The sequence below is a fragment of the Oerskovia sp. NPDC056781 genome (assembly GCF_042789955.1).
In the GTDB taxonomy this organism is placed as follows: Bacteria; Actinomycetota; Actinomycetes; order Actinomycetales; family Cellulomonadaceae; genus Oerskovia; species Oerskovia rustica.
Window position 1 is genome coordinate 1 of the sequence record NZ_JBHUAD010000062.1, and the last position, 18,946, is coordinate 18,946.

The 18,946-nt window shown below is 73.9% G+C and carries 18 protein-coding genes; 3 read left to right on the forward strand and 15 right to left on the reverse strand.

Features of this window, described 5'->3' with window-relative positions:
• Positions 1 to 58: 58 nt before the first annotated feature.
• Positions 59 to 901: a hypothetical protein gene (locus ACFRCR_RS07760; protein WP_377676522.1), complete on the reverse strand. Its 843-nt coding sequence runs from the start codon at positions 899 to 901 to the stop codon at positions 59 to 61.
• Positions 898 to 2,607: a PspC domain-containing protein gene (locus ACFRCR_RS07765; protein ID WP_377676524.1), complete on the reverse strand. Its 1,710-nt coding sequence runs from the start codon at positions 2,605 to 2,607 to the stop codon at positions 898 to 900. Before ACFRCR_RS07765 ends, ACFRCR_RS07760 begins: the two co-directional genes overlap by 4 nt.
• A gap of 157 nt (positions 2,608 to 2,764) precedes the next feature.
• Here ACFRCR_RS07765 and ACFRCR_RS07770 point away from each other — a divergent pair, with 157 nt between their 5' ends.
• The 3 genes from ACFRCR_RS07770 to fdxA all read left to right on the forward strand — a co-directional run bounded on the left by ACFRCR_RS07770 (position 2,765) and on the right by fdxA (position 5,443).
• Entirely contained in the window at positions 2,765 to 4,279 is a 1,515-nt protein-coding gene (locus tag ACFRCR_RS07770) for a PspC domain-containing protein (RefSeq protein WP_377676525.1), read from the forward strand.
• 5 nt (positions 4,280 to 4,284) lie between these two features.
• Positions 4,285 to 4,968, forward strand: coding sequence for a LuxR C-terminal-related transcriptional regulator (locus ACFRCR_RS07775; RefSeq protein ID WP_377676546.1), 684 nt, complete (start codon positions 4,285 to 4,287; stop codon positions 4,966 to 4,968).
• A 157-nt stretch (positions 4,969 to 5,125) separates the two neighbouring features.
• Complete coding sequence (gene fdxA / locus ACFRCR_RS07780) at positions 5,126 to 5,443, forward strand: ferredoxin (protein WP_056764260.1); 318 nt, start codon at positions 5,126 to 5,128, stop codon at positions 5,441 to 5,443.
• A gap of 86 nt (positions 5,444 to 5,529) precedes the next feature.
• On the opposite strand, the gene ACFRCR_RS07785 is transcribed toward fdxA, so the two are convergent.
• The 13 genes from ACFRCR_RS07785 to ACFRCR_RS07845 all read right to left on the reverse strand — a co-directional run bounded on the left by ACFRCR_RS07785 (position 5,530) and on the right by ACFRCR_RS07845 (position 18,864).
• Positions 5,530 to 6,570, reverse strand: a complete 1,041-nt coding sequence (locus tag ACFRCR_RS07785) for a hypothetical protein (RefSeq protein ID WP_377676527.1) — start codon at positions 6,568 to 6,570, stop codon at positions 5,530 to 5,532.
• A 68-nt stretch (positions 6,571 to 6,638) separates the two neighbouring features.
• Positions 6,639 to 7,754: an App1 family protein gene (locus ACFRCR_RS07790; protein WP_377676529.1), complete on the reverse strand. Its 1,116-nt coding sequence runs from the start codon at positions 7,752 to 7,754 to the stop codon at positions 6,639 to 6,641.
• A gap of 84 nt (positions 7,755 to 7,838) precedes the next feature.
• Positions 7,839 to 9,047 carry a hypothetical protein gene (locus tag ACFRCR_RS07795; protein WP_377676530.1) on the reverse strand — a complete coding sequence of 403 codons (1,209 nt, stop codon included), beginning with the start codon at positions 9,045 to 9,047 and terminating at the stop codon, positions 7,839 to 7,841.
• A 126-nt stretch (positions 9,048 to 9,173) separates the two neighbouring features.
• A complete protein-coding gene (locus ACFRCR_RS07800; RefSeq protein ID WP_377676531.1) occupies positions 9,174 to 9,854 on the reverse strand; it encodes a response regulator in 681 nt (226 codons plus the stop codon).
• A complete protein-coding gene (locus ACFRCR_RS07805) occupies positions 9,851 to 11,158 on the reverse strand; it encodes a sensor histidine kinase (RefSeq protein WP_377676532.1) in 1,308 nt (435 codons plus the stop codon). Before ACFRCR_RS07805 ends, ACFRCR_RS07800 begins: the two co-directional genes overlap by 4 nt.
• Before the next feature lie 109 nt (positions 11,159 to 11,267).
• On the reverse strand, positions 11,268 to 12,713 hold the full coding sequence (locus ACFRCR_RS07810; RefSeq protein WP_377676548.1) for an L-serine ammonia-lyase: 1,446 nt from the start codon (positions 12,711 to 12,713) through the stop codon (positions 11,268 to 11,270).
• A gap of 44 nt (positions 12,714 to 12,757) precedes the next feature.
• Positions 12,758 to 13,438, reverse strand: a complete 681-nt coding sequence (locus ACFRCR_RS07815; RefSeq protein WP_377676534.1) for a DNA-3-methyladenine glycosylase I — start codon at positions 13,436 to 13,438, stop codon at positions 12,758 to 12,760.
• Between the two features lie 129 nt (positions 13,439 to 13,567).
• Entirely contained in the window at positions 13,568 to 13,891 is a 324-nt protein-coding gene (locus ACFRCR_RS07820; protein WP_377676536.1) for a winged helix-turn-helix domain-containing protein, read from the reverse strand.
• Entirely contained in the window at positions 13,888 to 14,340 is a 453-nt protein-coding gene (locus tag ACFRCR_RS07825; protein WP_377676537.1) for a hypothetical protein, read from the reverse strand. The genes ACFRCR_RS07820 and ACFRCR_RS07825 overlap by 4 nt, the downstream gene beginning before the upstream one ends.
• 198 nt (positions 14,341 to 14,538) lie before the next feature.
• Positions 14,539 to 16,431, reverse strand: coding sequence for a hypothetical protein (locus ACFRCR_RS07830; protein ID WP_377676539.1), 1,893 nt, complete (start codon positions 16,429 to 16,431; stop codon positions 14,539 to 14,541).
• Positions 16,432 to 16,680: 249 nt separating this feature from the next.
• Positions 16,681 to 17,907 (reverse strand): YeiH family protein, encoded by a 1,227-nt coding sequence (locus tag ACFRCR_RS07835; RefSeq protein ID WP_377676541.1) that lies wholly within the window; start codon positions 17,905 to 17,907, stop codon positions 16,681 to 16,683.
• Positions 17,907 to 18,134 carry a hypothetical protein gene (locus ACFRCR_RS07840; RefSeq protein WP_377676542.1) on the reverse strand — a complete coding sequence of 76 codons (228 nt, stop codon included), beginning with the start codon at positions 18,132 to 18,134 and terminating at the stop codon, positions 17,907 to 17,909. The genes ACFRCR_RS07835 and ACFRCR_RS07840 overlap by 1 nt, the downstream gene beginning before the upstream one ends.
• A 187-nt stretch (positions 18,135 to 18,321) precedes the next feature.
• Entirely contained in the window at positions 18,322 to 18,864 is a 543-nt protein-coding gene (locus tag ACFRCR_RS07845; protein WP_377676544.1) for an O-acetyl-ADP-ribose deacetylase, read from the reverse strand.
• Positions 18,865 to 18,946 lie beyond the last annotated feature (82 nt).

The following is an 18,946-nucleotide window of genomic DNA, read 5'->3' on the forward strand; positions in this document are numbered from 1 at the left end:
GTCCGTGGACCGGTGCGCCGCCGTCGTGCTCACCTCTTCCGCACCCGGCGTGCCGGGCTCAGCGCCGCGCGCGCTCGCGGGCGCTGCGGCGGCTGCTCGACACGATCGAGCTCACCACGAGCACCAGGCCCGCGACGCTCAGCAGGGCGATGAGCGCGAGGTCGAGGTCGTACGTCGCGCCGAGGGCCAGCGCGAGGATGCCGGCCCCGACGGCCACGATGACGAATCCCCACACGACCGTCCCGACCCGCAGCCCGCGGTTGCGCGGGTCGTCGCCCAGAGCGGGGTCGGTCGGCACCTGAGCCCTCTGCTGCGCCGTGGCGTTCCACTGCGCGGCGGGGTCGACCGCGGGGGTCGGCCCGGGAGCCGGTGCCGCCGGGGGAGTCGGCGACGGGGCCGAGACCGGTTCGGGGTCGACCGGCGCGTCCTGCACCGGGTACGCCTGGGTGTGCGTCGGGGCGGGCTCGCCGGCCGACGACGCGTGGACGGGCAGGGCCTGGTTGGGCAGAGCCTGGGTGGGCAGGGCCTGGGTCGAGGGAGCGACCGGCAGGACGAGCGTGGGGTCGGCGACCGGCAGCGCCTGGGTCGGCTCGCCCCGGAAGATCTCGTCCGCGAGGCCGTCCTCGTGCGTCAGGTCGTCCTCGTGCGCAGGGCCGGACTCGACGACCTGCGTCGCGTCAGGGTCGTCACCCGCCACGGTGTCGGTCTCGGGGAGCGCCTCGTCGCTGCCGTCGTGCGACGCCGCCTCCGCAGGTGCCTCGTCGTCGACGTCCTCCTCGACGCTCTCGTCTCCGCTGGCCTCTCCCGACGTGACGGGCAGCTCGATCGTGGGGTCGACCGGCGGGAGGGCCTGGGTCTCGCGCGCGTCGTCGGACTCGTAGGGGTTCTTCTCGGTGGTCATGATTCCTCCCGGATGGTCACGTCGCCGGCGGAGACGTCGACCTCGAGCAGGAGCACGGGGCCGGCGCCGTCGGAGACGGAGTCGGTGACGAAGGTGTGCGGGCGGGTGTTGACGCCGTTGATGGAGCGGCGCTCGCCGTCGACCGTCCAGGTCGCGTTGCCCGCGAGGACGCGGACCTCGGCCTCGACGGGGGTGTCGGCGGGGACGATCACGGTGAGGTCCCCGGCGCTCAGGTCGATCGGGACGACGACCGGGTCCTCCCCGACGGTGCTCAGGTCGAGCTGGCTGAGGTCGACCACCGGGTTGCCGAACGTGAAGGCGAAGCCGTTCTCGGCGTCCTGGACCGAGGTCACGGTGTACGTGGCGTCCGAGACGCGGGCCGTGAGGTCGGCGTCGAAGCGGTCGACGCTGTTCAGGCCGGCGATCGGCAGCGCGATGATCGTGGCGACGATCGCGAGCCCGCCGAGGGCGCCGCTCGTCCGGCCGCGCAGGCCGGAGACGATGACGCCGAGCCCGAGCAGGACGATCGTCGCGCCGATCCACGTGTAGAAGAACGGCACGTCGATCACGTCGCGGCGCTCGAGGAGCATGAGGACCGCGGCGCCCAGGAGGCTCACGCCGAGCGTGATCCCGACGACCGCGGTCCCGGGGCCGCGCGGACGCCGGGCCGCGCGGGCACGCTGCTCCTCGGCGCGACGCTGGCGCTCGGTCTCGCGCTCGGCGCGGCGACGGGCGTGGTCGTGGGCACGGGCAGCCTGCTGCGCGGCGGCCTGCTGGGCCGCGTAGGCCTGGGGCGGGACGGGGCGTTGGGCGGGGTAGCCCTGCGCCGGGACCGGCGCGGAGGCGGTGTACGCGGGGCCCGACGGCGCCGCGGGGGTCGCGGGGTACGTCGCCCCGGGCGCGGGCTGAGGGCCAGGGGCTCCGTACGGCGGGCGAGGCTGCTGCCAGCCCTGCGGGGGCTGGCCCTGCGGGACGGGGGCGCCGGTGAAGGGCTGCGCGGGGTAGGGCTGCCTCGGCGGCACGGGGCCACCCGGGTGCTGGGCGCTCTGGGCGCTCGCCCGGTTCGCCGCGTACCTGCGGTAGTCGCTGCGCCGGTTGACGACCAGGACGATCACGACGATCACGGCCGCGGTCCACAGCAGGCCGTTTAGCCACTCGAGCCCGGCGAAGTGCCACCAGGAGAGCCAGCCGTTGTTCCAGCTCAGCCCCACGACGGTGGTGGCGGCGGCGCCGAGCATGGCCACGTCGAAGTCGCCGCGGATCGCCTGCTGGAGGTGGATGCGCCCGTCCCGTGCCTCGGGGAGCAGCGCCCACGCGAGCCCGTACAGGACGAGCCCGGCGCCCGTGAGGAAGACCGAGACGACGAGGATGCCGCGCACGATCAGGGGGTCGATCCCGAACCGGTCGGCGACGCCGCCGGCGACGCCCCCGACCCAGCGGTCCTCGGACCGGGAGATGCCGATACGGCGCACGGTGTCGAAGAAGCCCTCCATGCCGCTGGACTGGCCGTCCGGCTGGGCGCTCGGCTGGCCGGGCGGCTGGTTCGGTGTGCCGCCGGGTGCCCCCGGCTGTCCGGGCCCGGCTCCGGGCCGGCCGGGGCCGCCCGGTGTGCTCGTCGCGGAGGGAGGCCCGGCGTGCTGCTGGGGCGCTCCGGTCGGTGCGGAGCTCCCGGCCGGGGGTTCTGGGGAGGTGTCCTCGGTGCTCATGGCTCAAGCCTGGCCCGGGAGGCGGTCCGAGGGGTATCGGGTGATCCCCTGATCCGACCCTGATCCTCCGGACGGTCGACCCTGAACTTTCGCCTCGGGAGCGGACGAACGGGGCGTTCCGGCCGGTGGAACGGCCCGGGCGTGTGACCATCAGAGAGTGACACCGACAGAGCGACCAGCCAGGAGACTTCCTCTCCGGCGCCCCGAGCAGGGGCGCTGGGTCGGTGGGGTGTGCCGTGGCCTCTCGCTGCACCTCGACCTTCCTGTGGGCGCGGTGCGTCTCGTGCTCGCGCTGATGGCGCTCGCGGGCGGCGCGGGCATCGTGCTGTACGTCTTCCTCTGGGTCACGGTCCCCGCGGGCGACCCGGCGCAGGTGGCCGACGAGGAGCGTCCGGCGTCTCTGCGCCGCATCGCTCCGCGGCTCCAGGGCCGGGTGCGCAAGCTGCCGGTGCGTGACGTCGCGATCGGGGTGGTCCTGCTGAGCGGGGCGGCGGTGCTCCTGGCGTCGCGGGCCGGCGTGAACATCGAGGTCTCCTGGGTCCTGCCTGTCCTCATCGCGCTCGCGGGCACGGCACTGGCCTGGTCCCAGCTCGACGCCGCGCAGCGGGGTCGGTGGTTGTCGAGAGCGGGTGGACGCACCCCGGCCGGGGTGGTGCGGCTGGCGGGCGGCCTCTTCCTGGTGCTCGTGGGGGTGCTGCTCCTGGTGGGGCAGGACTCCACGGCCTCGGACATGGTCCGGGCGACGGTCGCGTCGGTGGCGGTCCTCGCGGGCGCGGCGATCGTGCTCGCCCCGTGGTGGCTGCGTCTCGTGCGTGAGCTGGGCGACGAGCGGGCCGCCCGGGCCCGGGAGGCCGAGCGGGCCGACATCGCAGCGCACCTGCACGACTCGGTCCTCCAGACCCTCGCCCTCATCCGGTCGAGCGCTGCCGATGCCGACACGGTCGCGCGGCTCGCGCGTGCGCAGGAACGCGAGCTGCGGGAGTGGTTGTACAACGACCGTCCTGCTCCTGGTACATCGCTCGCAGCAGAGCTCCGGACGCTCGTCGGAGAGGTCGAGGACCGGCAGAGCTGGCGGCTCGCGGCGGGGGCTGCGGCCGCGGCCGGGGTCAGCGCGGCGGGAACCGTCGGGGACGGCGGCTCGGCGGGGACGGCCGCCGTGGTCGTCGACGTCGTCGTCGTGGGGGACTGCGTCCCGACCGACGAGACGACCGCACTCCTCCAGGCCACGCGCGAGGCGCTCGTCAACGCCGTGGCGCACGGACGCCCGCCCGTCTCGGTCTACCTCGAGGTCTCGGACGACGCCGTCGAGGTGTTCGTCCGCGACCGTGGGGACGGGTTCGAGATGAAGGACATCGCCCAGGACCGCTTCGGTGTGCGGGAGTCGATCATCGGCCGCGTCACTCGCAAGGGCGGGAGCGCCGAGGTCGTCTCGCGGCCGGGCTGGGGCACCGAGGTGCGGCTCAAGGTGCACCGGGCCGCCGAGAGCGCCACCCCGCCCGCCGTCGAGACCGCGGAGGGAACGACGACCGGACCTAGGATGCCTGTGGAGCCCGTCGCGGGTGCGACGCCGGCCGGGCACGAGGGGCCGTCGCCGCGGACCGCGCAGGGCCCGGAGCCGGTCCCCCTGCCGCGCCCCGGACAGCCCGCCCGAACGACCCAGGAGCGAACGTGACCACCATCCCCAGCCCCCCGCAGAGCTCGCTCCCGGGGGCGCCGGTCCCGGTCGTCCTCGTCGACGACCACCACATGTTCCGCGCGGGAGTGCGGGCCAGCCTGGACGGGCGGGTCGACATCGTCGGGGAGGCCGACAGCGTCGACGGCGCGGTCGAGGCGATCCGCACGCTGCGCCCACCGGTCGTGCTGCTCGACGTGCACCTCCCGGGAGGCAACGGAGGCGGTGGGGCAGAGGTCATCACGCGGTGCTCGGACCTCCTGGGGGCCACCCGGTTCCTCGCGCTGTCCGTGTCCGACGCGGCCGAGGACGTCGTGGCGGTGATCCGCGCGGGTGCCCGGGGCTACGTGACCAAGGCGATCTCCGGACCCGACCTGGCGGGGGCCGTCGTGCAGGTCGCGAGCGGTGACGCCGTCTTCTCGCCGCGCCTCGCAGGCTTCGTGCTCGACGCCTTCGGGACCGGCCAGGCGGACGTGGCCGTGGCCGACGACGAGCTTGACCGGCTCTCGGCCCGGGAGCAGGAGGTCATGCGCCTCATCGCGCGCGGGTACGCGTACCGCGAGGTCGCCTCGGAGCTCTTCATCTCCGTCAAGACGGTCGAGACCCACGTGTCGTCGGTCCTCCGCAAGCTCCAGCTCTCGTCGCGGCACGAGCTCACGCGCTGGGCGGCCGCGCGACGGCTCCTGTAGGCCCGGCGCCGCGCGCGCCGCGAGGGCCTCGACCGCCCGTCAGCCGCGAGATGTCGCCGTATTGCCAGGTGAGAAGCAGGGTTCCCGTGCCGCGCCGGAGCGATAGCCTGGAGGCAGCCGGTGAAGCCCTCCGGCCCGACGAAAAGGAACCTCCGACGTGACGTACGTGATCGCTCAGCCTTGTGTGGACGTGAAGGACAAGGCGTGCATCGAGGAGTGTCCGGTGGACTGCATCTACGAGGGCAAGCGGTCGTTGTACATCCATCCGGACGAGTGCGTGGACTGTGGTGCGTGCGAGCCGGTGTGTCCGGTGGAGGCGATCTACTACGAGGACGACGTGCCGTCGGAGTGGAGCGACTACTACCGGGCGAACGTGGAGTTCTTCGACGACCTGGGTTCGCCGGGTGGTGCGGCGAAGATGGGCATGATCGAGAAGGACGACCCGATGATCGCGGCCCTGGCCCCGCAGGCCTGAGGAACGCGGGTCGTCGAGAACGTGCTGGGGGCCGTCATCCACCGGATGACGGCCCCCACGTCGTTCTCGGCCGTTCTCGACAGGTGTCAGCCCTGCGGCTCGACCGGCCCGCCCGGTTCCGAGCCGCCCGCGACGAGGTCGCCGCAGCTCGTCTCCTGCGCGGTGACGACGACGGGGTCGGCCGCGGCAGCGTCTTCGGCGACGGTCTCGGCCTGGCCGTTCGTGGCCTTCCGTGCGGCCTGGTCGAGGTCGACGAACGTCCGCTCGACGGTGTAGGTCGTACCGTCGGCCGAGGTCGCGTTCAGTCCGGCCAGGTGCAGCACGCCGTCGACGGCCGTGCACCCGACTCCCGTGCCGAAGCCGCTGAACCCCTTGTCGAACGTGTACGGCTGGCCCTGGGCGTTCTGCGTCACGGTCACGGCGCAGTCCGCGACGGAGAACAGCAGGACCTCGCGTCCCACGTCGACGAGCGCGATCGGCGCCTCACCGCCGCCCGCAGCGACGAGGTTGACGATCGCGCTCGCCGGGACGGGGCTCGCCGAGGTCACCGGAGCGGAGAACGTCGCTCCCGACGCCGTGGTGATCCCGAACGTCCGGTCGGCGCCCCCGGTCAACCAGGCGGTGTCGGGGCGTCCGTCGCCGTCGACGTCGACGATCTGGTGCGTGCTCGCGCCCGCCGGCGTGCCGGTCTCGGTCGCGGCGCAGCCCGCGGAGGGCGGGGTCGTCGTGGTCGTGGGCTCAGGGGTGGGCTTCTCGGAGGGGCTCGGCGAGCTCACGGTGGCCGACGGCGTCGGTGCGGGCGAGGCGGCGGCGTCGCCGTCCGCGTCACCACGGGTTGCGAGCCAGATACCGACCGCCACGATCGCGAGGAGCACCAGCCCGCCCAGCGCCCACCACCAGGCGCGGTTTCCCGGGGGCTCGGCCGGACCTCCGGGCGGTGGCTCGCCGGGTCCGCCGGGGGGCGTCGCGGCTCCCGTGGCGGAGAACGGGTCCGGCGCGTTCGGGATGGGTTCGGCGGGTGGGACGCTTCCGCCGGTGATGCCGCCCGGCGCCGGGAACGAGGGCCTGATCGGTTCCGTGGGGTCCTGGTCGCCTGCTGGGCCTGGTCGCTCCTTGTCGTCGGTCATGCCTCCAGCGAAACATCTCGTGACGGACGGGGCATCCCGGACGTCAGGAGACCAGCTTCAGGCCAGGCTCAGCGCAGGGCGCGCCCGAGCGCGCGGGCGAGCGCCCCGCCGTCGGGTCCTGCGGCAGTGGGGACGCCGTGCGGTGGCCGCCGGGTGCGGCGCGCCCCCGGCGCGGCGACCGTCCCGAGGAGGGTCCCGGCCCTGCCCGACGACGGCGCGGGAGGTTCGTGGGCGAGGATCTTCTGCGCGGGGCTGAGCTGGCGGATGCCGATCGCGGCGACGTGCGTCGGGTGCCGCGTCGCTGCCGCGTCGTAGATCTCGGGGTCGTGCTGGCCGTCGTCGCCGAGCAGCAGCCAGCCGACGTCGGGCAGCTCGCGCACGAGCCGGTCGATCGCGTTGCCCTTGTGCTCCTGGCCGCTGCGGAACCAGCCCGTGGCCGTGGGCCCCCAGTCGGTCAGGAGAAGGGCCCCGGGCGGGAAGCCGTTGCGGTCGAGGAAGCGCTCCAGGTTCCCCGCGGAGTTCCACGCGCCGTTGGACAGGTACACGAAGGGAGCATCTGGATGTACAGAGGCGATGCCCTGGTACAGGTCGGCCATTCCGGGCACCGGGCGCCGCTCGCTCGCATGGAGACCGAACGTGTTCCACACCGCACGCAGCAGGCTGGGGACCATGGTGATCATGACGGTGTCGTCGATGTCGCTGATGACGCCCAGGCGCCGCCCCGGCCCGACCACGAAGACCCGTGCCGTCGCGACCGCACCGCTCGCCGTGGCGAGCTGGACGTCGTGCCACCCCGGAGCGAGCACGACGTCCAGCATGCCGTCCACGTACCCGTCGCGGTCGGCGGGCAGGTCCGTCACCAGGCGCTCCTCCGTGCCCGACCCGTCGGTCCGCGTGACCGACGCGCGCACCACCTCGCCCGGCGCGGAGACCGTGAGGTAGTTTCGCCACCCGCGCCGGTTCCAGACCAGGTCGGTCCGGCGGTGCGGGCGGCTCAGCAGCACGCGCGCCAGCACGCGCACCGACCCCTCGTTGCCGTACCCGACGTACGCCTCGATCCGCGGCGTCCAGCCTCGGGACCGCAGGAACTTCACCGCGGCCGCACGGATGCGGTCCTCGAGGCGGGCCGAGAGGTGCAGCCGCTGCACGGGAGGGGTCGGGGACGGGAGGTGCGTCTGGTGCATGGGATCCGCTCGTCGAAGGTGCTGGTCTCCCACCTTGGCACACGGAGGCCGGCTTCATCGGCTGAACCGGGAAGAACCCGCTGGTCAGGAGGTGCGGCCGCAGACCCGGCACGTGCCGCGGCGCCGGGTCGCGTACGCGGCCGTCGCGACCCCGAGGGCCACGCTCCACAGGGGCCAGAGCACGCCGGGACCGAACGCAGCCCAGTTGCCGAGGACCTCCGACGGGGACATCTCCAGCAGACCCTTGATCATCGAGAGGGCGGCCGGAAGGATCGCGACCGTGACGACCGAGGCGGGAACGACCGCGAGCGCGACCGGGACGCGTCGTCCGGCGAGGCCCGGGATCCAGCGAGGGAAGACCTCGCCCCACCGTTGCACGAGGCCGAGCGTCAGGACCGCACCGACCAGGGCGAAGAGCGAGAGCCCCACGGCGGGGGCGACCAGCTCGCCCGCGTCCTGCGCGTACATCTCGGGATCGAGCCCGAGCGGGTACCCCAGGACCCAGATCAGCCGGGTGACGGCATACAGGGACGGGATGATCGCTGCGACGACCACGGCAGGCCGTCCCCAGGCCACGAGGCCCGACGGCGCCGCCCGGGTCTCCCCGGCCGGTGCCGGTGCGTGGTGGTCGGCCGGAGCGTCGAGGCGTCCGCAGACCTCGCACGCCCCGCTGCTGCGCCGGACGAAGAGCGCGGTCGTGACCGCGAGGAGGACCAGGGCGACGAGCACGCCGAGCTGGAGCAGGAACGCCGGCGCGACGTACTGGGCCGCGGCCCCTGCGAGCGCCGGATCGAACGGGGCCCGGACGAGGACCACCGGGAGGTACCCCATCCGGGCGAGAAGGCTGGTGTCGGCGAACACGATGCCGACGGCTGCGGCGAGCCCGGAGACCGCGACCGCCGCAGCGCGCACCCTGCGTGTCGCCGGACGGTCGGCGCGAGTCGTCATCCAGGAGGCGTGCGCTGCCCCGACCAGTCCGAGAGCCGCGAGGACCGCGGTCAGGCTGCTGCTCGGGACGGAGTCGACGATCGTCCCCGCAGCGTCCGGCGTCGACGCCCCGACGGGCAGGCTCCGCCCCGTGAGGACGGCGACGAGGGCGGTGAGGGCCCCGGCGAGCCACCACGCGATCGTCACCGGAGGGACCCAGCGCGGCCACCGCGGGGCCGTCGGTCGGTGCCCGTCGTTTGGGGTGGGCGGAGCCCCGGTGCCCTCGGGGGAACGGGCCACCTGCCGGCCCTGGATACCTGGTCGAGCGGTGGTCGTCGTGCCGCCCGTCATGTCGATGTCTTCCACGGTCGCTCCTCGGGGAGGGCCGCCGGCTGTCTCCGGCGAGCTGTCCCTCCAGGCTTGCCGTCCGTGGCCGGGCACGGATCACCCGCGACGGTGAGCGGGGTCCCCCGTGCGGGGGAGGGCCACCCGCTAGAGGGCAGGGCGGACGAAGCCCGACTCGTAGGCCGCGACCACGGCCTGCGTCCGGTCGCGGACCCCGAGCTTGCCGAGCAGGTTCCCCACATGGGTGCGGACCGTCTCGACCCCGAGGAACAGCTCGTTCGCGATCTCCTGGTTGGACCTCCCGCCGGCCATGAGCCGCAGGACCTCACCCTCGCGCGCGGAGAGCCGGGCCGAGCGCAGGGCATCGCCGCGAGCGGGGTGTGCGGTCGCGAGCCGTCGGACGGCGTCGGGGAAGAGCAGCGACTCCCCGAGCGCCACGACACGCACCGCCTGAGCCAGGTCCTGCGGGCGCGCCCGCTTGAGGAGGAAGCCGTGAGCGCCGGCACGCAGCGCGTCGAGGACGTGGTCGTCGTGCTCGAAGGTCGTCATGACGAGGACCCGGGGAGCGGGGTCGCGGGCAACGATCGCCCGGGTCGCAGCGATCCCGTCGACCCGCGGCATGCGGACGTCGAGGAGCACGACGTCGGGTCGGGTCGCCGCGACGGCTCCCGGCACCTCGGCACCGTCGGTGGCCTCTCCGACCACCTCGATGTCAGGCTCGGCGCCGAGGATCACGCGCAGGCCTGCCCGCACGAGCGGCTCGTCGTCGACGACCAGGACACGCACCACGTCGTGTCCCGCGGCGAGGGGGCGCCCGTCCGGGCTCACGAGCTCGCCTCCCGCGTCTCCGGCTCGTCCTCCACGACGGGCAACGACGCGCGCACGACCCACGCTCCGCCGTCGGGCCCCGCGACGAGCGTGCCGCCGAGAGCCGTCACGCGCTCGCGCATGCCCGCCAGGCCGTGACCACGCCGTTCGTCCGCCATCCGCGGCCCAGCCGGCCACGGGTTCCGGACCTCGATGCCGAGGTCGGCGGTGCGCACGACCCGGACGGCGACCGGAGCCCCCGGTGCGTGCCGCAGCGCGTTGGTGAGGGACTCCTGGGCGACTCGGTAGACCTCGCGGACCACCTCGTCCGGCGCCCGCCCCACGTCCCCCACGAGGTCCAGCGTGACGTCCACCCCTGCCTCCCGGGCGCGTCGGACGAGGGTCGTGAGGTCGTCGTCCTCGGGCGACGGGTCGCGCCCCGGCAGCGGTGCCGACCCGGGGCTGCGAAGGCGCCGCAGCAGGTCGTCGAGCTCTGCCATGGCGTGGCGTCCCGTCTCCTCGATGGCTGCGAGCGATCGGCGGGTGGCCACAGGGTCGGACTCCACGGTCCGCGCCGCTGCCGCGGCCTGGAGCACGGTGATCGTCAGGGCGTGGCCCACCCCGTCGTGCACGTCCTGCGCGAGGCGGTTGCGTGCGACCAGACGTGCGGTCTGCGCCTCGAGCTCGGCGATCCGCTCGCTCTGGTCGGGGCCCAGCAGCACCGGGGCCGCCGAGCGCAGCACCGCCCGTGCCCCGACCACGACGTAGGGCAGGGCGACGACGACGAGCAACGCGAGCAGGAGACGCACGGGCGGGGGGGCCAGCCACGTAGGCAGCCAACCCGGTTCGACGACGGACCGCGTGCCGAGCACCGAGAGCAGGAGGTCGAGCACGAGCGGCACGACGACCAGCAGCGAGACGACCACGACCAGGCCGAGCACGAGATGGAGAGCGAACCACGCCGCACCCCGCCACCGAGCGGCGGGGCGGGGTCGGTCCGACGGGGGCTGGACGTCGACGTCGAGCAGCGTGCGCGCCGCGAGCACCTCGACGGTCCGGACGGGGGCGAGGAAGGGCGGCGCCGCGGCGAGCGCCATGGCCACGACGGCGAGTGCCGCGGTCGTGGGGGTCGCGGTCCGCGGGTCCGCGAACATCTGCGCGAACCCTTCGATCAGCAGCCCGTACGCTCCGGCGACGAGCCCACCGACGACCAGGAACACTCCCGCCCTGATCGTGGCCCCGGACGTCAGGGGCGCGACGAGAGCACGCAGCGAGACGCGTGGTCTCGACGCGGCAGGAGCAGCCTCGGGGGACGAGCCGGACATCTCGACATCATGTCAGCCGTCGGTCCGCGCCGCTCCTGGGGGCCAGGACCGCTCGTCAGCACTCGATCACACGGACCGCTCGTCAGCACTCGATCACACGGACCGCTCGTCAGCACTCGATGACGTTGACCGCGAGGCCGCCCGTCGACGTCTCCTTGTACTTGGTCGACATGTCGAGGCCCGTCTGGCGCATGGTCTCGATCACGGTGTCGAGCGAGACGACGTGCGCGCCGTCGCCCTGGAGGGCGAGCTTGGCGGCCGAGACCGCGGTGCACGCCGCGATCGCGTTGCGCTCGATGCACGGGACCTGGACCAGGCCGCCCACCGGGTCGCACGTGAGGCCGAGGTTGTGCTCCATCGCGATCTCCGCGGCGTTCTCGACCTGAGCCGGGGTGCCGCCGAGCACCGCGCAGATGGCTCCGGCGGCCATCGAGCACGCCGAGCCGACCTCCCCCTGGCACCCGGCCTCCGCGCCGGAGATCGAGGCGTTGCGCTTGTACAGCGCGCCGATCGCGCCCGCGGTGAGCAGGTAGGTGCGCATGGTCTGGCGCGTGGCCTCCTCGTCGGCCGCGAGGTCCGGGTGGATGCGCAGGAAGTGGCGACCGACGGCCGGGATGATCCCGGCCGCACCGTTGGTGGGGGCCGTGACGACGCGGCGCGCGTCCGCGTTCTCCTCGTTGACCGCCATGGCGTAGGCCTGGAGCCACTCGATCGACAGGTCGGAGGCGCCGTCGGCCTCCGCGGCCTCGAGCTTCTCGCGCTGCGCCCGCGCCCGACGCCGGACCTTGAGCCTCCCCGGAAGCATGCCGTGGCGGTCGAGGCCCGCGTCCACGCACTCGCTCATGGTGCGCCAGATCCGGTCGAGCCCCGCTCCGACCTCCGCGGCGGGGCGCAGCGACACCTCGTTCTCCCACGCGGTCTCGGCGATGCTGCGCCCTTCGAGCGTGCAGGACGCGAGGAGCTCGGCCGCGTTGGCGAACGGGTGCGGGACGTCCGAGGGCTCGGTCGCGGGGTCGATCGGTGCGCCCGCGAGCTCGGCCGCGTGCTGGGCCTCCTCGTTCGCGGCGGCGGCCTCGAGCTCCTGCTCCGTGAGGACGAATCCGCCGCCGACCGAGTAGTACACCTGTTCCGTGACGACGCCTCCGTCGGCGTCGAAGGCCGTGAATCGCATCCCGTTGGGGTGGCCGGGCAACCGGGTGAGCGGCGCGAGACGGACGTCGGCGGTCGCCATGGTCACGACCCGGCGGCCGAGCAGCCGGACCTCGTGGCCGTCGCCCAGGCGCTCCCAGCTCCCCGGGACGTCGTCGGGGTCGCACGTCTCGGGGTCGAGGCCGCGCAGGCCTGCGACGACCGCGTCCGGTGTCCCGTGGCCGATCCCCGTCGCGCCGAGCGAGCCGCACAGCACGACCTTGACCGCCGCGACCTGGTCGAGCGTCCCCCGCTCGTCGAGGGAGCGCGCGAACGTGGTGCCCGCTCGCATGGGGCCGACGGTGTGCGAGCTCGAGGGTCCGATGCCGACCGAGAAGAGGTCGAGGACGCTGACGTACGAGGACATGGTCCTCATGATCGCATCCTGTCTCAGGAGATGGAACTCTTCTGCTATAGCAAAGAGTCGCGGGTCACGACCGGGCACGTCGCCAGGTGGTCGTCCACGAGCCCGCACGCCTGCATCGCCGCGTAGGCCGTCGTCGGGCCGATGAAGCGGAAGCCCTCCTTCTTGAGCGCCTTGGCCAGGGCGACCGACTCGGGGGTGCTGGCCGCGAGGTCCGCGAAGGTCGCGGGACGTGGGCGATCGAGGGGAGTGCCGCCGTCGGGCGCGCGCGACCCGCCCGGTGCGAACGACCAGACGAGCTCGTCGAGCGTCCTGCCCTGCTCGTGCAGTGCCAGCAGGGCGCGCGCGTTGGAGACGGTGGCCTCGATCTTCATCCGGTTGCGGATGATCGAGGCGTCCTGGAGCAGGCGCTCGACGTCCTCCCCGGAGAACTGCGCGACGACCTCCGGGTCGAAGCCCGCGAACGCCTCGCGGAACGCGGGGCGCTTGCGCAGCACCGTGATCCACGCGAGGCCCGACTGGAAGGCCTCGAGCGCCAGTCGCTCGAACAGCGCCTCGTCCCCGTGGACGGGGACCCCCCACTCGGTGTCGTGGTACGCCTCGTAGAGCGGGTCGCCGTCGCCGAAGCAGCGGGCGCCCGCGGGCGGCGCGGCGGGTGAGTCGGCCGGTGCGGCGAGCGGCGCCGTGGGCTCGGGGGCGTGCTGGTCGGTGGCCTCGGTCGTGGTCATGGCTCCCACTCTTCCGCACGGCACCCACGCGTGGCGTGTGCGCGGTCGCCCTGTGGGGTCAAGGCCTGACGGAGTGCCTGTGCACGGCTCGCATCCTCAGACCAGGGGGATGTCCACAGCCCCTGTGGATCAGGCGTCGGTGACCGCTGGGAGCTGCTGCTCGGCGATCGCGCGCAACGCCTGGAGGTGTGCGGTGAGCGCGGTCCGGCCGATAGGCGTGAGGGCTGCCCACGTCCGCGGGCGGCGGCCCGCACGGTCCTTGGTGATCTCGACGTAGCCGGCGTCCTCGAGCACCGTGAGCTGCTTGGAGAGCGCCGAGTCGGACACCTCGATCGCGTCGCGCAACGACCTGAAGTCCGCCTTCTCGACCCCGGCGAGCGCCGCGACGACGGAGAGCCGGACAGGGGAGTGGATGACGTCGTCGAGCCGATGGCGGGGATGGGTCTCGGTCATCGCACCTGCTCCTCGCGGCGGGGCCACAGGGCGGCGGCGAGCATCGGGAGGGCGGTGGCCACTGCTGCGGGGAGCCAGTAGCCCAGGTTGCCGGCCTGCCCGGGCAGGCCGAGGGTGAGCGCCGCGCCGTAGAGGACGGCCCAGAGGAGGACGGCGAGCAGGTAGCGACCGTTCAGACTGCGGGCCCGGATGCCCTGGCGGGCGGCCCAGATCGCGACCGTGCCCGCGAAGAGCGGGCCGATCAGGGAGCCGACGATGATGCCGGGAACTCCCCCGAGGCCGACCAGCAGCACGACGGTGATCGTCATGGCCGCCCAGGCGAGGAGCAGGCTCCGGACCCAGCGATGCCCGATGCCGGCGGTCGCCGCGGTGCTCCGGGTCGCGAGGTCGAGTGCGGCGGCGGCCTCGCGGGGAGTCGCGGCGGTGGGGGAGAGTGCGTCGTTGCTCATGGTTCCCATCGAAGCATCTACTTTCCTACTTGGCAAGTAGGTGCCGGACGGGCATCCTTTGCGGGGCCGAGCCCGGGGGACGCAGAGCGAGGGCGGCGGGAGCCGCGTCCAGGTCATGGACGCGGCCCCGCCACCCTCGAGAAGCGCGGCGTCACCGTCGACTGTGAGGCGCCGCGCGGGATCGCGCAGGTCAGCCGGTCAGATGGTGAGCCGGCGGCGCAACCCCAGTCCGATCCCGACGACGCCGGCGAGCAGGCTCCCGCCCGCGATCGCCGACATGCCGAGCGAGAGCTTGCCGGCCGGGCTGTTCTCGACGTCCGACTTCATCTTGGTCGTGCCGTCCGAGATCTCGACCGTGCCGTCCGCGAGCGTGCCCGCACCGTCGGCCAGCGTCGAGCTGCCCTTCGCGAGCTCGCTCGCGCCGTCCGCGAGGGTCGTCGTGCCGGCGTGCAGGGTGCCCGCGCCCTCGGCGAGCGCGGAGCTGCCCGCTGCGAGCGTCGCCGCACCGCTCGACAGGGCGTTGATGCCCGTGTGGAGATTGAGCGACCCGTCCTCGAGCTTGGTCGTCCCGGCGAACAGGTCCTTGGCGCCCGTGGCGAGCTTGGCGTTGCCCGCGGCGAGGTCCTTGGCGCCGATCGAGAGAGTTCCCGAACCGTCTGCCGCCGCCAGCGCGCCGGCCGAGACCTTCGACGCGCCGGGGGCGAGCTCGCCGAGCTTGGTGCTGAGGGTGGTGGCGCCGGTGGCTGCGGCGGCTGCGCCGTCGGAGATCTTCGCGGCGCCGGGGGCGAGTTCGCCGAGCTTGGTGTTGAGGGTGGTGGCGCCGGTGGCTGCGGCGGCTGCGCCGTCGGAGACGCGCTGCGATCCCGCGTTCACCCGCGCTGCCCCGCTCGAGAGATCGCTCAACCCGGTGGACAGCAGAGCGGAGCCGTCCGCGACCTTCTGGGCTCCGACCTTGAGCGACTGGGCTCCCTTGTCCAGGTCCGCGCTCCCCGACTGCAGCCCAGCAGCACCCGTGCTCAGTGCGCGAGCGCTGTTCACGAGCCCCTTCTCGGCCGTGAAACCGCCGTGGAGGTCGGCGGTTCCCTGGGCCAGCGCCGCCGCCCCGCCCTTCACCGACGACGCCCCCGTGGAGAGGTCTCCTGCGGCGCCGACGAGCCGGTCGAGCTGAGCCTTGAGGGGCGAGTCGGCGGGCACCGATGCGGCGAGAGCCGTGAGGTTCTCTGCGAGCGACGCGGCCCCGGCCTGGACGCCGTCGGCCCCCGCGGAGACACCAGCGGCCCCGGCTCGCAGGGACTCTGCCGCACCCGCAGCCTTGTCGATCCCCGCCGACAGTGCGCCGGCACCGGCCTGAACCTGTGACGCCCCGGCAGCGACCGAAGCCGATCCGGTCGCGAGGGCGGTTGCGCCGTCCGAGACGTCACGTGCTCCGGAGGCGAGCGCTCCGCTCTTCGTGGACGCGGCGGCCGCACCGGCAGAGAGGTTCGACGCGCCCTGTGCGAGGTCTGCCGCGCCGGGTGCGAGCTCGGTGGCGAGCTTGCCGCTGAGCTCGCCGGAACCGGCGTGGAGCTGGGCGGCGCCGTCGGCGACCTTGGCCGCGCCGGGGGCAAGGTCCGCGGCCAGCTTGCCGCTGAGCGTCCGTGCGCCGACGGCCAGCTTGTTCGCGCCTGTCGAGGCGTCGGCCGCCCCCGGTGCGAGCCTGGCCGCTCCGGCGTTGAGCTCGTCGGCCCCGGCGGCGAGCTGGGCGGCACCGTCGAGCGCGGTCACGCTGCCGACCGCGAGCTGGGTCGCCCCGCTGGAGGCCTGCGTCGCCCCCGTCGAGAGCTTCTTGGCCCCGTCTTCGAGGTCCTTCGACCCGTCGGCGAGCCTGCCCGCGCCCTCCTCGGCGCGTTGGGCGCCGTCGGCGAGCTCGGCCGCGCCCGCTTCGAGGCGGGTGGCTCCGTCGTCGAGGCGCGTGGCGCCGTCGGCGACCTTGCCGTTGAAGACGAGCAGGTAGGCGACGAGCGCGACGACGGCGAGCGCCAGCACGACAAGGGCGCCGATGGTCAGGGCTGAGTGCGCGCGCGAAGGGCGCGGGAAGGCGTGGTTCGTCATGTGCGAGGGTCCTCTCGTGGCCGGCGTCGTTGCCGGTCTGACCGCGGAGTGCCCATCACCTTGGTGCAACTCCGAGTATCAGATAAATCACCGTCGACGCTAGCAACGGCCGCGAGGGGGAGGAAAGCAAGTATCTGATACTTCGAAAATCACAAGTTGGTAAAGGCCCGCCGCGACGGTCGCGACGGGCCTTCCCACGGTGGCACCGGTGAGCGCCGGCAGCACCGGCGGCCCGCGAGGGTCCCCGGTTCAGACCTCCAGGTTCGCGAACAGGACGCTCGCGAGCGCGAGCCCCACCACGAGGTTGAAGACCGCGGCCGAACCGAACACCACGACCGGCTTCCACCCGGCCTCCCGGACGGCCGTGACGTTGAACTCCAGCCCGATCGACACGAAGGCGACGATGAAGAACACCGTGCTCAGCGACTTCAGGATCGCGATGTCGGGTGCGGCGGCGTCCGCTCCGACCGCGCTCACGTAGGTCGTCGCCACGACCGAGGCGAGCAGGAACCCGAGCACGAACTTCGGGAAGCGCGTCCACAGCTCGCTCCACCGGGGAGCGGCGGCCCCCGCGACCCGGTCGACCCGGAACGCGAACCACGCCGTGAGGGCGATGGCGACGACCCCGATCAGGGCGTTCTGGGTGGTCTTGACGATCGCGGCGACCTGCAGTGCCTCGTCCCCGGCCAGCGCCCCCGCGGCCGTCACGGCGGCGGTGGTGTCGATGTTCCCGCCGATCCATGCCCCGGCGACCGCGGGCGACAGACCCAGCGCCTCGGACAGCGCAGGCAGGACGAAGATCGACGGCAGGGCGAAGAGGATGACGAGGCTGGCCGCGTACGCGAGCTGTTCCTTCTTGGCCTGGACCGCGCCCGCAGCGCTGATCGCGGCGCTGACCCCGCAGATCGACACCGCGCTCGCGAGCAGCGCCCGGAGCCTGTCGTCGATGCCGAGCCGCCCGCCGAGCCACCAGGTGAACCCGAAGACGAGCGTGATGAGCAGCACGGCCTGCGCGATGGCCGGTCCGGCGGCCGAGACGACGAGCGACAGGTTCACCGTGGCACCGAGCAGCACGAGGCCGGTCTTGATGAAGAACTCGGTGCGGAAGGCCGCGGCCAGCCGGGACCGCAGGCCGGTCACCGACAGCACGGCGTTGCCGAGGAGTCCGAGCGCGATCGCGTACACCGGGTACTCGACGGACTTCGCGATCCCGCCGAGCGGCGTACCGGCCAGCCACTCCGGGACGCCCTGCTCGAGGAAGCGGGCCGACCAGGCGAGGCCCAGGAGGACGACGAGGCCCGCCACCAGGTAGAGAGCGCCCGGTGAGCGCCCGTCCTGGACGACCGAGTCCTCGAGCGTCGCCCGGGGCGCCCCGCCGGCGGGAACCCCGCCGACGGTCGCCCCGGTGGAGACAGGGTCGCCGACGGACGCCTCGGGGCGGACGGCGGTGCCCGCGTCAGGGGTCGTGCCGCTCATCAGGGCACCAGCCCTTCGGGGATCAGGCCCAGCAGGCCGACGGCGACGATCGCGAGGCCGACGACGGTCGCCAGCCAGTCCTCGGAGACGTGGATGCGTCGGACCGCCTCGACGGTCACGGGCCGGGTGGCCGTGGCCGCGCTTGGCTCGCCGGGATCGACGGGCGGCGTGGCGGTCGGGGCATCCTCCGCCCTGGTGGGTGGGACGGGGGTCTCGTGTGCGGGCATGGCAGGTCCTCCGGGTTCCGGCGTCGGGGTGGGTGCGGCGAGGGCGACGGCCGGCGCCGGGCAGCGCGGCGCCGTCGCCCTAGGGACACACCTGCGACGTGCGGAAGTTCTGCATGGCCGACAGGGTGGCGGTGGCCGCCGACCGGGGCAAGGGGGTGTCCACGTTCCGGGAGGACGTGACGGCGTGTTACGCGATCGGGCGCGCGTCGCCCGCGGCGAGGGCCTCCTCGAAGGCGCGGAGCAGCCGTTCGCCGAACAGCACGAAGCGCACGTCCGCCACTCCCCGGTCGCCGTCGGCGCCCCACGCGCGGACCGCTGCCACCGCGACGCGTGCGACCTCGTCCCCGTCCCAGCCGTAGACGCCCGCGCTCACCGCGGGGAACGCGACCGACGTCGCACCGAGGTCCGCGGCGACGTCGAGCGAGCGTGTGAAGCACGAGGCGAGGAGCGTGGGGTCGGTCTGGCCCCGGTGCCGGTCCGGCCCGACGGTGTGGACGACCCACCGCGCCGGCAGGTCGAAGCCGGGCGTCGCGACGGCCTGGCCGACTGGTAGCCCGTCCGGCAGGGTGGTCCGCCGCAGCGCGCGGCACGCGTCGAGAAGCCGGGGCCCGGCCGCGGCGTGGATCGCGCCGTCCACGCCACCACCCCCGAGCAGCGACGAGTTCGCGGCGTTGACGACCACGTCGGCGTCGACGGTCGTGAGGTCTCCGAGCTTCGCGGTCAGGTGCATCCGTCCATCCTCGCGCGCGGCGCGCCTCGTCGCCGAGTGTGACGTTCGGGCTGCTCCGCGGGGTCGAGGGACGACCCGAACG

Coding starts and splice junctions, on each gene's coding strand:
- ACFRCR_RS07830 (WP_377676539.1), bottom strand. CDS start 16,431: ATGACGAACCACGCCTTCCCGCGCCCTTCGCGCGCGCACTCAGCCCTG.
- ACFRCR_RS07785 (WP_377676527.1), bottom strand. CDS start 6,570: ATGACCGACGACAAGGAGCGACCAGGCCCAGCAGGCGACCAGGACCCC.
- ACFRCR_RS07810 (WP_377676548.1), bottom strand. CDS start 12,713: ATGTCCTCGTACGTCAGCGTCCTCGACCTCTTCTCGGTCGGCATCGGA.
- ACFRCR_RS07825 (WP_377676537.1), bottom strand. CDS start 14,340: ATGAGCAACGACGCACTCTCCCCCACCGCCGCGACTCCCCGCGAGGCC.
- ACFRCR_RS07765 (WP_377676524.1), bottom strand. CDS start 2,607: ATGAGCACCGAGGACACCTCCCCAGAACCCCCGGCCGGGAGCTCCGCA.
- ACFRCR_RS07840 (WP_377676542.1), bottom strand. CDS start 18,134: ATGCCCGCACACGAGACCCCCGTCCCACCCACCAGGGCGGAGGATGCC.
- ACFRCR_RS07815 (WP_377676534.1), bottom strand. CDS start 13,438: ATGACCACGACCGAGGCCACCGACCAGCACGCCCCCGAGCCCACGGCG.
- ACFRCR_RS07790 (WP_377676529.1), bottom strand. CDS start 7,754: ATGCACCAGACGCACCTCCCGTCCCCGACCCCTCCCGTGCAGCGGCTG.
- ACFRCR_RS07805 (WP_377676532.1), bottom strand. CDS start 11,158: ATGTCCGGCTCGTCCCCCGAGGCTGCTCCTGCCGCGTCGAGACCACGC.
- ACFRCR_RS07835 (WP_377676541.1), bottom strand. CDS start 17,907: ATGAGCGGCACGACCCCTGACGCGGGCACCGCCGTCCGCCCCGAGGCG.
- ACFRCR_RS07845 (WP_377676544.1), bottom strand. CDS start 18,864: ATGCACCTGACCGCGAAGCTCGGAGACCTCACGACCGTCGACGCCGAC.
- ACFRCR_RS07820 (WP_377676536.1), bottom strand. CDS start 13,891: ATGACCGAGACCCATCCCCGCCATCGGCTCGACGACGTCATCCACTCC.
- ACFRCR_RS07760 (WP_377676522.1), bottom strand. CDS start 901: ATGACCACCGAGAAGAACCCCTACGAGTCCGACGACGCGCGCGAGACC.